Annotated in this window: 12 protein-coding genes; 8 read left to right on the forward strand and 4 right to left on the reverse strand. The window is 69.6% G+C overall.

All coding sequences use genetic code 11. The features are described 5' to 3' along the window. Positions 1-76: 76 nt before the first annotated feature. The 5 genes from ABTY40_RS05025 to ABTY40_RS05045 all read left to right on the forward strand — a co-directional run bounded on the left by ABTY40_RS05025 (position 77) and on the right by ABTY40_RS05045 (position 2,533). Complete coding sequence (locus ABTY40_RS05025) at positions 77-685, forward strand: hypothetical protein (protein WP_352058240.1); 609 nt, start codon at positions 77-79, stop codon at positions 683-685. Positions 686-699: 14 nt separating this feature from the next. Then, positions 700-879: a hypothetical protein gene (locus tag ABTY40_RS05030; protein ID WP_345288415.1), complete on the forward strand. Its 180-nt coding sequence runs from the start codon at positions 700-702 to the stop codon at positions 877-879. Between the two features lie 109 nt (positions 880-988). After that, the gene (locus tag ABTY40_RS05035; protein WP_309053945.1) at positions 989-1,408 is read left to right on the forward strand and encodes a BlaI/MecI/CopY family transcriptional regulator; all 420 of its coding nucleotides are present in this window, start codon (positions 989-991) and stop codon (positions 1,406-1,408) included. A 9-nt stretch (positions 1,409-1,417) separates the two neighbouring features. After that, a complete protein-coding gene (locus ABTY40_RS05040; RefSeq protein ID WP_352058194.1) occupies positions 1,418-1,996 on the forward strand; it encodes an amino-acid N-acetyltransferase in 579 nt (192 codons plus the stop codon). A gap of 201 nt (positions 1,997-2,197) precedes the next feature. After that, positions 2,198-2,533: a histone-like nucleoid-structuring protein Lsr2 gene (locus tag ABTY40_RS05045; protein ID WP_352058195.1), complete on the forward strand. Its 336-nt coding sequence runs from the start codon at positions 2,198-2,200 to the stop codon at positions 2,531-2,533. On the opposite strand, the gene ABTY40_RS05050 is transcribed toward ABTY40_RS05045, so the two are convergent. Continuing rightward, complete coding sequence (locus ABTY40_RS05050) at positions 2,512-3,102, reverse strand: SCO3374 family protein (RefSeq protein WP_352058196.1); 591 nt, start codon at positions 3,100-3,102, stop codon at positions 2,512-2,514. The two genes, ABTY40_RS05045 and ABTY40_RS05050, sit on opposite strands and share 22 nt — an antisense overlap. 517 nt (positions 3,103-3,619) lie before the next feature. Here ABTY40_RS05050 and ABTY40_RS05055 point away from each other — a divergent pair. Continuing rightward, positions 3,620-6,139, forward strand: coding sequence for an ATP-dependent Clp protease ATP-binding subunit (locus ABTY40_RS05055; RefSeq protein WP_352058197.1), 2,520 nt, complete (start codon positions 3,620-3,622; stop codon positions 6,137-6,139). 71 nt (positions 6,140-6,210) lie between these two features. On the opposite strand, the gene ABTY40_RS05060 is transcribed toward ABTY40_RS05055, so the two are convergent. Both ABTY40_RS05060 and ABTY40_RS05065 read right to left on the reverse strand, forming a co-directional pair. Beyond that, positions 6,211-8,910, reverse strand: coding sequence for an NACHT domain-containing protein (locus tag ABTY40_RS05060; protein WP_352058198.1), 2,700 nt, complete (start codon positions 8,908-8,910; stop codon positions 6,211-6,213). Next, complete coding sequence (locus tag ABTY40_RS05065) at positions 8,907-9,248, reverse strand: trypco2 family protein (RefSeq protein ID WP_352058199.1); 342 nt, start codon at positions 9,246-9,248, stop codon at positions 8,907-8,909. Before ABTY40_RS05065 ends, ABTY40_RS05060 begins: the two co-directional genes overlap by 4 nt. 465 nt (positions 9,249-9,713) lie before the next feature. On the opposite strand from ABTY40_RS05065, the gene ABTY40_RS05070 reads away from it, so the two are divergent. Continuing rightward, positions 9,714-10,439 (forward strand): M23 family metallopeptidase, encoded by a 726-nt coding sequence (locus ABTY40_RS05070; protein WP_352058200.1) that lies wholly within the window; start codon positions 9,714-9,716, stop codon positions 10,437-10,439. A gap of 14 nt (positions 10,440-10,453) precedes the next feature. On the opposite strand, the gene ABTY40_RS05075 is transcribed toward ABTY40_RS05070, so the two are convergent. Next, positions 10,454-11,008, reverse strand: a complete 555-nt coding sequence (locus ABTY40_RS05075; protein ID WP_352058201.1) for a TetR/AcrR family transcriptional regulator — start codon at positions 11,006-11,008, stop codon at positions 10,454-10,456. Positions 11,009-11,108: 100 nt separating this feature from the next. Here ABTY40_RS05075 and ABTY40_RS05080 point away from each other — a divergent pair, with 100 nt between their 5' ends. Continuing rightward, positions 11,109-12,710 carry an MDR family MFS transporter gene (locus ABTY40_RS05080; protein ID WP_352058202.1) on the forward strand — a complete coding sequence of 534 codons (1,602 nt, stop codon included), beginning with the start codon at positions 11,109-11,111 and terminating at the stop codon, positions 12,708-12,710. The last annotated feature ends 117 nt before the right edge of the window (positions 12,711-12,827 follow it).

The raw sequence follows: 12,827 nt of genomic DNA on the forward strand, positions 1-12,827 counted from the left end.
ATGATCGCTAAGCGAAATTTGTCCGATTAGCGCGTATCGTCGGCCCATGCCCACGCCATACGGATCCCGCGGCGGCATGGCGTTCAGCGCGGACGAGCTGCGTGTGCTCCGACGCGCCCTTGCCATCGCCCTCCACCCCGCCCCACTCCAGGACGAGGACGTACAGGACTGCCTGCGCCTGGCCGAAGCCGTGGACGAGGCCGTGCGCGAGGCCGGTCGGCTGCGCGCCTTCCTCCTCGCGGACCTGGCCCGCTACCGCGAGGCCCTGCCCGGCTCGCTCCCCGGCTACCTGGAACTCCTCCAGGACGCGCTGGCCGCCGGGTACGACCCCGGGGCCGACGACCTCGCCGCCCTGCGGGCCCTGCGCGGCAACCCCGCGGCCGCCGCGCTGCTCACCCGCTGCCAGATCCTCGCCGAGCGCTCCGTCCGCGCCCGCCTGGCCCGCGTCGCGCAGGCCACGGGGTCCGCGGCCGCCCTCGCCGGCCCCGCGCCCGTGCCGTACGGCTCCGTCCCGCGCGCCCGGCTCCTCGCGCTTCCCGGCGGGCGCGCGGCCGAGGAGCCCCGGCCGAAGCCGCCGCCCTCGCCCACCCCCGGCGAGCGCCCGGTGCCGAAGCCCTCCGAGGTGTTCCCGCCACGCCGGAGGCCCGTACCCCCGCCCCCGTCCGAGGGACGGGCGGCCGGGTAGCTAGTCTGGACGCCATGGACTACGTATCCGCGCTCCTGCCCCCCATCGTGATGGCCGCGTTCTTCATCGGCCTCGTCGTCACGATCGTCAAGAGCCAGGGCGGCCCCAACAAGGCCAAGGAGGACGCGGTCGTCGACGCCGCGCTCGCCCGCGCCGAGGCCGCCCGCCAGGCGAACGGCACCGTCTCCTCGTAGCGCCGCCGTGCCCCCCGGGGCGTACGACCCGTTTCGGTCGTACGCCCTTTTTGTTGCTTTTCTCCGGTCAATGAGCCGCCACTCCCGAAACTCCCACTAGGGTGGCCCTGTGCCCCGCCCCTTGGGAGAACTCGAAGACGCGGTGATGACGCGCATCTGGCAATGGAACCGGCCGGTGACCGTCCGGGAAGTCCTGGAAGACCTCCAGCGGGAACGTTCCATCGCCTACACCACCGTCATGACGGTGATGGACAATCTCCATCAGAAGGGCTGGGTGCGCCGGGAAGTCGAAGGCCGCGCCTATCGATATACGGCGGTCTCCACTCGCGCCGCTTACTCGGCCGCACTGATGAACGAGGCCTGGGCCCGCAGCGACAACCCCGCCGCCGCCCTCGTCGCCTTCTTCGGGATGATGTCCCCCGAGCAGCGAGAAGCGCTCAACGACGCCTTCCGTATCGTTCAGGGCGACAACCCGCCGCCCGCCGCGCCGGAGGAGGGTGGCGAAGGGACGGAAGGCCGGGAGCGATAGCGTCCCCCCATGTCGACGTCCGCTTCCCCGGCCCCTTCGCCTTCCCCTTCCGAACGCCCCGTGTCCTCGCCGGGCCCTTCCGCGAAAGCCGTCACCGTACGCCGGGCCCGCACCAGCGATGTCGCCGCCGTGCGGCGCCTCGTCGATCCGTACGTGCGCCGGGGCATCCTGCTCGACAAGGCGACGGTGACGCTTTACGAGGACATCCAGGAGTTCTGGGTCGCGGAACGCGACGACGACGCCACCGTTGTCGGCTGCGGCGCCCTGCACGTGATGTGGGAAGACCTCGCGGAAGTGCGTACTCTCGCCGTCGATCCCGACTTCAAGGGCGCCGGCGTGGGGCATCAGGTGCTCGACAAGTTGTTGCACACCGCCCGGTGGCTCGGGGTCCGGCGGGTATTCTGCCTGACCTTCGAAGTCGACTTCTTCGCCAAGCACGGCTTCGTCGAGATCGGGGAGACACCGGTGGACGGAGATGTCTACAGTGAGCTCCTCCGTTCCTATGACGAGGGTGTCGCCGAGTTCCTCGGTCTCGAACGAGTGAAGCCGAACACCTTGGGCAACAGCCGGATGCTTCTGCACCTGTGATCGCGGACCCGCTCAAGGCGGGCTCAAGGCACTCCCGGCAAGCGGAGCTCTGCCCCGGGATCAAGCCGGTCCGGAACCCTATGTCCGAATCGCGCACGTTTCCCGCGTTGCCGGGGTTCTGAACCTCTCCCAGGGGTTTGTGTTTTTCCGGGAAAAGCGGTTTCCTTTCCGCGTACTGCATTTTCGATGAAAGGAAATCCGGTGGCACAGAAGGTTCAGGTCCTTCTTGTCGACGACCTCGACGGCGTCGAGGCGGACGAGACCGTGACGTTCGCGCTGGACGGCAAGACCTACGAGATCGACCTCACCACCGCCAACGCGGAAAAGCTCCGTGGCCTGCTCGAGCCGTACACCAAGAGCGGTCGCCGCACCGGTGGCCGCACCACCGGCGGGCGCGGCAAGGGCCGCACCGTCGCGGCGGGCAACCCCGACACCGCGAAGATCCGCGCCTGGGCCAAGGAGCAGGGGCTGAACATCAACGATCGCGGCCGCGTGCCCGCCGAGATCAAGGCGGCCTACGAGGACGCGAACCGCTGAGGGAGAAGCTGCTGAGCCGCCGGCCTCCGGGCCCGGGCACTCAGCAGCCGCACCCGGTGGCACTCCGCCGCGGCGGCGGCCACGAGACGCACCAGACACGGGGCACCCTCATCGCCCCAGGGGGCGGACCGCAGGGCCGGCAGTGAGGACTCCACCTCGCGGCCCGGCAGCGGGGCCCGCAGCCACACGGCGGCGCCCGGCGCGCCGGGGCCGCCCCACCCCGGGGGAGGGGGCGCGGTCATCCGGCCGCCGGCGCCCAGGGCGGCGAGGTCCAGCGCGATCCCGCCCCACTCCAGCCAGTCGAGCAGTCCCGGGAGCTCCTCCGCGCTCCCCGCGGCCACCAGCAGCCGCATCCGCCGGCCCGCCAGGGCCACCGGACCGGTCGCCGCGCCCACCCGGCGCAGCACGGTCCGGCCGGCCGCGGCCGGCAGCTCCAGGACGTCGAAGCGGAGCCCCGTGACGAGCCGCACGGGCGGCCCGGGCTCCGTCGCCCAGCCGAGCTCCCGCTCGTACCACCGGGCCGGATCGGCGTCGATCGGCGGGCGCGGGGAGGGGACGGTGAAGGCCATGCCCGGGCAACGGGCGGGCGCCCCCCTCGGTTACGCCCGCCGGACCTCGGGAAGTCCCGGCGGGGGACTCGGGGAAGTCCCGGAGACCTTCCGGCGGCCACCCCGAGTTCACCCCCGGACGCTCCCCGTGTCCGGGATGGGGCGTACGGGTGCATTCGTCGGCGCAAGGGTGTTCGCTGGTAGCGGAGGGAACCGGGGTGCGCCGCATGGAGTGTCAGTCCTTACGGGTAAGACATTCCTAGTGGGAGAGGGGCGACTCGCGGGCTTGGGCGTCTCACGTTCGCCATCGGCGTACTGATGGCGCGGGTAACTGCTTGGCCTGCGGGAACATCGTCTCGCACCATCGGGTTGGAGCATTTGTCGGCTGTTCGGCAGCAGGTCTCCCCGCGGACAAGGGGGTGATCCGGACGGATGTCGGCAGTTGGAATGAGCGGTCCCCGCTTGCGGGACTAAGCTGCGGAAGGACAGGGAGGGGATCGACCCCTAACTGACTGACCGCTCTGAGGAGCGATTAACGATGTTCGAGAGGTTCACCGACCGCGCGCGGCGGGTTGTCGTCCTGGCTCAGGAAGAAGCCCGGATGCTCAACCACAACTACATCGGCACCGAGCACATCCTTCTGGGCCTTATCCACGAGGGTGAGGGTGTCGCCGCTAAGGCCCTGGAGAGCCTCGGGATTTCGCTCGAGGCGGTCCGCCAGCAGGTGGAGGAGATCATCGGCCAGGGCCAGCAGGCCCCGTCCGGGCACATCCCCTTCACCCCTCGTGCCAAGAAGGTCCTGGAGCTGTCGCTCCGGGAGGCCCTCCAGCTCGGCCACAACTACATCGGCACCGAGCACATCCTGCTCGGCCTGATCCGCGAGGGCGAGGGCGTCGCCGCCCAGGTCCTCGTGAAGCTGGGCGCCGATCTCAACCGGGTCCGGCAGCAGGTCATCCAGCTGCTGTCCGGCTACCAGGGCAAGGAAGCCGCCACCGCCGGCGGCCCTGCCGAGGGCACGCCCTCGACGTCCCTGGTGCTCGACCAGTTCGGCCGCAACCTCACCCAGGCGGCCCGCGAATCCAAGCTCGACCCGGTCATCGGGCGCGAGAAGGAGATCGAGCGGGTCATGCAGGTGCTGTCCCGCCGGACCAAGAACAACCCGGTCCTCATCGGCGAGCCCGGCGTCGGCAAGACCGCCGTCGTCGAGGGTCTGGCGCAGGCGATCGTCAAGGGCGAGGTGCCCGAGACCCTCAAGGACAAGCACCTCTACACCCTGGACCTCGGCGCGCTGGTCGCCGGCTCCCGCTACCGCGGTGACTTCGAGGAGCGCCTGAAGAAGGTCCTCAAGGAGATCCGCACCCGCGGCGACATCATCCTGTTCATCGACGAGCTCCACACCCTCGTGGGTGCGGGCGCCGCCGAGGGCGCGATCGACGCCGCCAGCATCCTCAAGCCGATGCTGGCTCGCGGTGAGCTCCAGACCATCGGTGCCACCACCCTCGACGAGTACCGGAAGTACCTGGAGAAGGACGCGGCCCTCGAGCGCCGCTTCCAGCCCATCCAGGTCGCCGAGCCGTCGCTGCCGCACACCATCGAGATCCTCAAGGGTCTGCGCGACCGGTACGAGGCCCACCACCGGGTCTCCATCACGGACGAGGCCCTCGTCCAGGCCGCGACCCTGGCCGACCGGTACATCTCGGACCGCTTCCTGCCGGACAAGGCGATCGACCTGATCGACGAGGCCGGCTCCCGGATGCGCATCCGCCGGATGACCGCGCCGCCGGACCTCCGCGAGTTCGACGAGAAGATCGCCTCCGTCCGCCGGGACAAGGAGTCCGCGATCGACTCGCAGGACTTCGAGAAGGCCGCGTCCCTGCGCGACAAGGAGAAGCAGCTCCTCGCGGCGAAGGCCAAGCGGGAGAAGGAGTGGAAGGCCGGCGACATGGACGTCGTCGCCGAGGTCGACGGCGAGCTGATCGCCGAGGTCCTCGCGACCGCCACCGGCATCCCGGTCTTCAAGCTGACCGAGGAGGAGTCCTCGCGTCTGCTCCGCATGGAGGACGAGCTCCACAAGCGCGTCATCGGCCAGAAGGACGCCGTCATCGGTCTGTCCCGGGCGATCCGCCGCACCCGTGCGGGTCTGAAGGACCCGAAGCGCCCCGGTGGCTCGTTCATCTTCGCCGGCCCGTCCGGCGTCGGTAAGACCGAGCTGTCCAAGGCGCTCGCCGAATTCCTCTTCGGCGACGAGGACGCGATGATCTCCCTCGACATGTCGGAGTTCAGCGAGAAGCACACGGTTTCCCGCCTCTTCGGTTCGCCGCCCGGATACGTCGGCTACGAAGAGGGCGGCCAGCTCACCGAGAAGGTGCGCCGGAAGCCGTTCTCGGTCGTCCTCTTCGACGAGGTCGAGAAGGCCCACCCCGATATCTTCAATTCCCTTCTCCAGATCCTGGAGGACGGTCGCCTGACCGACTCCCAGGGCCGGGTCGTGGACTTCAAGAACACGGTCATCATCATGACGACCAACCTCGGGACCAGGGACATCTCGAAGGGCTTCAACCTCGGCTTCGCGGCCCAGGGCGACACGAAGTCCAACTACGAGCGGATGAAGGCGAAGGTCAGCGACGAGCTGAAGCAGCACTTCCGCCCGGAGTTCCTCAACCGTGTGGACGACGTCATCGTCTTCCCGCAGCTGACGCAGGACGACATCCTCCAGATCGTCGACCTGATGATCACCCGCGTCGACGAGCGCCTGAAGGACCGGGACATGGGCATCGAGCTCTCCCAGTCCGCGAAGGAGCTGCTCGCCAAGAAGGGTTACGACCCGGTGCTCGGCGCCCGTCCGCTCCGCCGGACGATCCAGCGCGAGATCGAGGACACGCTGTCGGAGAAGATCCTCTTCGGCGACCTGCGTCCCGGTCACATCGTGGTGGTCGACACGGAGGGCGAGGGCGAGGAGCGCAAGTTCACCTTCCGCGGCGAGGAGAAGGCGGCCCTCCCGGACGTCCCCCCGGTGACGGCGGGCGGCACGGGCCCGAACCTCTCGAAGGACGCGTAAGGCCTGGCGCCTGAGGCCCCAAGGGGCGGCCCCGGAACCATTCGGTTCCGGGGCCGCCCCTTTCGGCAGGGTCACCCGACGGTGAGGCGGTCCCCCAGGGCGTCGGCGCCGATGATGTCCTTGCGGGTCATGCCCGCGACCGACACCCGGACGGCCGGCAGACCGATGAACGGGGTCAGATCGGTCAGTTGGAGACAGTCGCTGATCTGCACGTGCCGGAGCTGGGAGCAATCGAGTGAGCGCAGCACGTCGGCCGTCATGAGGTGATTGAAGGCGATCGCGAGGTGTCGCAGAGGCCGGTCCCCCAGATACCGGGTGATCTCTTCACAGGGGAGCGGGCCCACCAGGATCACGGCATCGATGTCGGGTAGGTCGGCAAGGAGTCGCAGTTGTTGGACGCTGCTGATGAGCACCGGTTCCAGGCGTGCCAGATGGGACAGCACCTCCCGGGCGAAGGCCTCCGGCGGGAAGGAGAGCCAGTAGCTGGCGAACCTGTCGGCTTCTCCCGCCTCCGCGAAGGCGCGGGCGTACGGCAGGGCTTCCCGTCCGCCGATCAACGCGATCAGGGTCGTCACCGCTTCTACGGCGTCGTTCGCCACGTCCGCGGGTCCCGGCAGTAGCGGTAGCACGTATCCGCCCAGGCGGAGCAGCGATGTCATCTGATCAGGGCTCCGCGGAGGGATCACCGACTTCACCGCCTTTCGTACCCGCGTGTGCAGGCTCCCGTCCAACCAGGCCGCGTGCTGGGCCGCCAGGGCGGCGAGGACGTACAGCGTCGTCTTGAGGTCCCGCTTCCTCGTGGCCGAGCCGGCCGCGAGGAGGCCCTCCACCAGAATCGGGAGATCGCGGCGGGTGCAGTGGCCCGCGGCCAGCAGGAGGACGTCGTGCCACTGCTGGTCGTGGGCGTGGCGGAGGGCTTCCGCTAGCTGGTCGTCCTCGACCAGCTCCTTGGCGGCCAGGAAGTCCTGAAAGGTGCGGTGCGCGAAGTGGAAGACGTCGTCCGTGCGCTCCTGGAGCAGGCCGCTCCGGTTCAGCAGGTGGGTGAGGATCTCCTCAGGACTGCCTTGGCCTGTGACCCTCGGCATGCCCGGCAGAGCGCGAGCCAATTGCCGTAGGGCCTGTTCGCGGGTGAACTCGGTCTGGCCGCCCCGTACGAGCCAGGCTGCGAGCCGTTGGAGGAGCTGGGAGTGCTCCTCCACCGACATGCGGATGCCGTCGGGCGCGTCGATCCGGCGCCGCTCGTCCCGGACGCCGAGCAGCATCTGGAGTGCGGAGCGGTAGAGCTCCCACCGAGTCTCGGGGAGGAAGCCCTCCCGCAGTCTGTGCAGGGCGCAGATGACCGCGCAGAGGAGCGGGGTTCGGGCGAGGTCCGCAAGGGTCGGGTTGTGGCGGAACTGCTGAGCCAGGTCGTGTTCCAGCTCCGTCAGGTTCTCGTGTGCGTCGCCGTCCGCGTCCAGCCGCGCGGCCTCGTGCCAGGCGTGGACGAAAGCCTGGATGTCGGAGTCCCGGAGGGGGAGGAGGGTCAGCTCCTCGAACCGTTCCGAGCCCAGCCAGTCGGGGGCGACGGCGAAGGGCCGTACGGTCGCGACGCAGCGTGTCCGCGGGTAGCGGGCCAGCAGCCTGGAGAGCCACGCGTGCGCGGCCTCGCGCTCGTCGCCCGGGACCTCGTCGAGCCCGTCGACCAGGAGCAGGCCCCGCCCGGCGGCCAGTACCCGGCCCGCCCAGCCGTCGGGCGCCGGGTCGACCATCAGCCCGGCGACGCTGGGCAGCTCGGCGGGGGAGGGGTAGCCGGCCCCCTGTGCGCGGAGTGTACGCAGCGGTACGACGAAGGGGACGAGGCCGTTGAGCTCGGCGAGGTTCCGGCCGAGCGTCCCGGCGGCGGCGTGGGCGGCGAGCCACCAGACGAGCGTGGTCTTTCCGGCCCCGGCGTCGCCGCGCAACAGGACCCGGGGACGGGAGGCGAGCAGATCATCGATGCGCTGCGGCACAGCGACGGCGTCCGGCTCCCGGGTGGTGGCCTCCAGGGAGAGGTAGGCCGTGTCGAGGTCCCACTCGGAGGCGCGTTTGCCGAGCTCGTCGAGGCCGAAAATCCGGGTGCGGCGATAGATGGAACCGATGGCCTCCCCGTAATCCTCCTCGTACGGCTGATCATGGCTGTGGGTGCCCGTGACGGGGGTGAGGGAGGTGTGGGGGGCCATCAAGGCCTGGGCGTCCGCCCTCGCGAGGACGGCCTGGAGGGGCACGCATTCCAGTCGGCGGTGTCCGCGTCCCCGTGGAACGGCCCGCACTATGCCGATGAGGCTGTTGTTCGCGAAAACGGGGGCCCCCGACAGGCCGGCAAGCGGTGATGGACCGTCCTCAGCGGCTGTCGAGGGCGGCCCGTCCAGTTCGATGGTCAGAACGCGGCGGAGGAGGCCGGCCATGGGCAGAGCGGTGCCGGTGAACTGATCGAGGTCGGGTTTCTGCCCGTCGTACCTCTGGATGTGGGGAAACCCCAAAATTTCACAGCCGGGGACCGGACGATCGGTGGCGATGGCACTCAACCTGGGCGCCGGCCCGAGGCGAGCGGGACTGCGTAGCAACGCGGCGTCGAGCTGCTCGTCCGACCAGATCACCTGCGACCGGCTCGGAGGCCGGAGCGCCGGTATGACCGTGGCCTGGTAGACGCCTCCGAGAACATGGGCGCTGGTGAGCACCAGGTCGGGAGCCACGAGGACGCCGCTGCCCTGGTGTTTGCCCTGAACCAGAACGACGCTGCGGACGACCGTCACTGTGTCCCGTCCACTTCGGGATGCCCACCGAACCCTGACAGGTCCGCCTCGTTCTCGTTCCCGACGAGCCAGCTGCCGCCCGTCGCCACGTTCCGAGGCTTGAGAGTGAAGGTGACTCGGTGCGTTTCGCCGCGGATGTGCGAGGCGTCCGTGCCGGCCTCGACGACCCAGGCTTTGACCTTGCCCCCGGCCTTGACCTCCCTGCGGAGCTCGATGGTGAACTCCATTTCGATGTCGCCCACCTCGAAGGCGAGGGGCTGCCCGGCCGCGCGGGTGGCGGCGGTGACGAGCTGGTCGCGTACGGATTCGACGGCTTCGGCGAGTTCGATCTCTGTCATGCCCGGAAGCTACCGGTGCGCGACGAGTGGCGGAGGGGGTTTCAGGCGGTCCCGTCGCGTGACCCAGGTCCCATTCGCGGGGGTCGCGCGGTGACAAGGCGCACAGGCGATTTGGAGGGTACTAGCCGGATTAGTGCTGTGGTTTCGGGCTGAATCGGGACGTTCAGGTATCAACCATCGGGGGGTGGGGGCGGGGAGGCGTGGAACCCGTGCCGGGGCCGGTCCCGGGCCTGCGGTCCGGGGGGTGACGTGCGGCTAAACCCCTGAAACTTGGGCGTAAATGTCCGTTTCCATGCGGGTGATCCAGGGGTGTCAAGAGCGGTATTCCGGGGGAGATCGCTACGACGTGATGTCGTAGATGGGGTGTTTTGGGATGGCCTGGGAGTCGGGTTACCAAGGATGAGCAAGCCCGGCGCGCCGCACCGTTCGCGCCGGGTCCCGTACGTCCCGGAGGTTTTCCCCCGTATGTCGAAGCGCGTCATGAACCCCGCTGCCCGTGTCTCCGCCGTCGCCCTCGCCGCCGCGGGTCTGGGAGCGACGATGGTGGCCGGAGCCGGGTCCGCCTTCGCCGCCGAGGGCAAGGCCGCCGCCCCGGCCGCCGTGACCGCGTCCGCCGCGGTCGCCGCCCAGGCCGATGCCCAGGCCCAGGTCGCCGCCCAGGTGAAGGCCGCGGCGGCGCAGGCGAAGGCGGCGCAGGTCAAGGCGGCCCAGATCAAGGCCGCCGCTGTGAAGGCCAAGGCCGCCACGCCCGTGAAGAAGGCCGCCAAGAAGGCCGCCTGGGTCAAGCCCGTCAGCTCCTACACGCTGTCCGCCAGTTACAACCAGGGCGGCGCCATGTGGGCACACAAGCACTCCGGCCAGGACTTCGCCGTCCCGGTCGGCACCCCGGTCAAGGCCGCCGGCTTCGGCACCGTCGTGAAGGCCGGCCCGTACGGCGGCGGCGACGGCCCCGCGTACGGCAACGCGATCGTCGTGAAGCACGCCAACGGCACGTACTCGCAGTACGCGCACCTGTCGAAGATCAAGGTCCGGATCGGCCAGAAGGTCGCCGCCGGTCAGCAGATCGCCCTCTCGGGCAACACCGGCAACTCCTCCGGCCCGCACCTTCACTTCGAGATCCGTACGACCCCGAACTACGGTTCCGCCGTGAACCCGGCCGCCTTCCTGCGCGCCCACGGCGTCACCATCTGACCCGAACGGGTCCGTCAGGCCCGGTAGGCCTGCCCGATCAGATCGAGGGCGACCTCGAGGACGGCTTCGTGCTTCTCCTCGGGGTCGCCCTCGACGTTCTGCATGAAGAACGTGCCCGCGTGCAGGGTGAAGATCGCGCTGATGGAGCGGACCTTGTCCGTCATCGTGAAGTCCGGCTCCTGGACGAGGCCGGTCAGCGTGATCATGCGCTCCTTGAAGGTCAGGCCGATGCTGAGCTGGCTCACGGTGGCCTGGTTCTCCTGCATGAAGCGGAACAGCGGGGTCGCGGCGAGCAGCGCCCGCTGGTAGCGGCGCAGGATCTCCCGCTTGGTCTCCAGGGTGCGCGGCTGGGTGCCCGCCCACTCGATCAGCTCGTCCATGGGCCGGGTGAGGTCCTGGAAGATGCCGATCAGGATGTCTTCCTTGGTCTTGAAGTGGTAGTACAGCGCGGCCTTGGTGACGTCGAGGCGTTCCGCGATCTCGCGCAGCGAGGTCTTCTCGTATCCCTGCTCGGCGAAGAGTTCGAGGGCCACGTCCTGGATGCGCTGGCGGGTGTTGCCTCGGGCCATGGGTCTGCTCCCTCTCGCGGAAACTTACTTGACGCCCGGCTAGTGCGGGTCTACCGTCCCCCAGTGTAGTAACTAGCCGGGCGGCAAGTAAGGGAACGACATGGTCACCACCGAACCGAAGAAACCCCAGACTCCCGGGGAGGGGGAGAGGAAACAGCGCAGCGTCCGCGTCGTCCTCCTCGCCCTGATGATCGCGATGCTGCTCGCGATGCTGGACAACATGATCATCGGCACCGCCATGCCGACGATCGTCGGCGAGCTGGGCGGTCTGGAGCACCTCTCCTGGGTCGTCACCGCCTACACGCTGGCCACCGCCGCCTCCACCCCGATCTGGGGCAAGCTCGGCGACATGTTCGGCCGCAAGGGCGTCTTCCTCGTCTCGATCGTGATCTTCCTGATCGGTTCGGCGCTCAGCGGCATGGCCCAGGACATGGGCCAGCTCATCGGCTTCCGCACCGTCCAGGGCCTCGGCGCCGGCGGTCTCATGGTCGGCGTGATGGCGATCATCGGCGACCTCATCCCGCCCCGCGAGCGCGGCAGGTACCAGGGCATGATGGCCGGCGTCATGGCCTTCGCCATGATCGGCGGCCCGCTCGTCGGCGGCACCATCACCGACCACTGGGGCTGGCGCTGGTCCTTCTACATCAACCTGCCGCTCGGCGTCGTCGCCCTCGCCATGGTCACGGCCGTGCTGCACCTGCCGAAGAAGCGGCGCGCGACCGGCACCCGGATCGACTTCCTCGGCGCGGGCCTGCTGACCGTCGGCATCACCGCGATCGTCCTCGTCACCACCTGGGGCGGCACGGAGTACGCGTGGGGTTCGGCCACCATCGTCGGCCTCTCCGTCGCCGGTGTCGCCGCCCTCGCCGTCTTCCTGTACGTGGAGACCCGGGCGAGCGACCCGATCATGCCGCTGCACATCTTCCGCAGCCGCAACTTCACCCTCATGTCCCTCATCGGCTTCATCACCGGGTTCGTGATGTTCGGCGCGGTCCTCTACCTGCCGATCTTCCAGCAGTCCGTGCAGGGCGCCTCCGCGACCAACTCCGGTCTGCTGCTCCTGCCGATGCTGCTGTCGATGATGGTCGTCTCGCTGCTCGTCGGCCGCTTCACCACCAGCACCGGCAAGTACAAGGCCTTCCCCGTCGTGGGCGGCGCCCTCATGGTGATCGGCCTCTTCCTGCTGGCCCAGATGGACACCGGCACCTCCCGCCTCGTGTCCGGCGTCCACATGGCGCTCCTCGGCGCCGGCATGGGTTTCCTCATGCAGATCACGATGCTCGTCGCGCAGAACAGCGTCGAGATGAAGGACATGGGCGTCGCGTCCAGCTCCACCACCCTCTTCCGGACCCTCGGCTCCTCCTTCGGCGTCGCGATCATGGGCACGCTGTTCACGAGCCGCGTCCAGGACGAGATGGCGGCGCGCGGCGGCTCCGCGCTCACCGAACGGACCGCCCAGCTCGACGCGGCGAGCCTGGCCAAGCTGCCGGAGGCGGTGCGTGAGGCCTACCAGCACGCGGTGGCCGCGGGCACCCACTCCGCCTTCCTGGTCGGCTCGGCCGTCGCCGTCCTCGGCTTCGTCCTCGCCTTCTTCGTCAAGGAGGTGGCGCTGCGGGGCGCCGGACCGGCCGCCGCGGAGCGGAAGCCCGCCGAGCCGGAGGGGACGGGCGGCGGGGCCGCCAAGGTCGCCGAGACGGTCTGACCGGTACGGACCGGCCGCGCACGGCCGGTCCGAGCGGTGGTACGGCCGGGGGCCGGGAGTTCGGCGAGGTGACGAGGGTGCCGATCCGCAGCCGCTCGGTGGCCGTGGCGGCGGCGG

The organism is Streptomyces sp. NPDC126503 (genome assembly GCF_040302405.1).
Classification (GTDB): Bacteria; Actinomycetota; Actinomycetes; order Streptomycetales; family Streptomycetaceae; genus Streptomyces; species Streptomyces gulbargensis.

Coding starts and splice junctions, on each gene's coding strand:
- ABTY40_RS05075 (WP_352058201.1), bottom strand. CDS start 11,008: ATGGCCCGAGGCAACACCCGCCAGCGCATCCAGGACGTGGCCCTCGAA.
- ABTY40_RS05040 (WP_352058194.1), top strand. CDS start 1,418: ATGTCGACGTCCGCTTCCCCGGCCCCTTCGCCTTCCCCTTCCGAACGC.
- ABTY40_RS05050 (WP_352058196.1), bottom strand. CDS start 3,102: ATGGCCTTCACCGTCCCCTCCCCGCGCCCGCCGATCGACGCCGATCCG.
- ABTY40_RS05030 (WP_345288415.1), top strand. CDS start 700: ATGGACTACGTATCCGCGCTCCTGCCCCCCATCGTGATGGCCGCGTTC.
- ABTY40_RS05055 (WP_352058197.1), top strand. CDS start 3,620: ATGTTCGAGAGGTTCACCGACCGCGCGCGGCGGGTTGTCGTCCTGGCT.
- ABTY40_RS05065 (WP_352058199.1), bottom strand. CDS start 9,248: ATGACAGAGATCGAACTCGCCGAAGCCGTCGAATCCGTACGCGACCAG.
- ABTY40_RS05025 (WP_352058240.1), top strand. CDS start 77: ATGGCGTTCAGCGCGGACGAGCTGCGTGTGCTCCGACGCGCCCTTGCC.
- ABTY40_RS05070 (WP_352058200.1), top strand. CDS start 9,714: ATGTCGAAGCGCGTCATGAACCCCGCTGCCCGTGTCTCCGCCGTCGCC.
- ABTY40_RS05080 (WP_352058202.1), top strand. CDS start 11,109: ATGGTCACCACCGAACCGAAGAAACCCCAGACTCCCGGGGAGGGGGAG.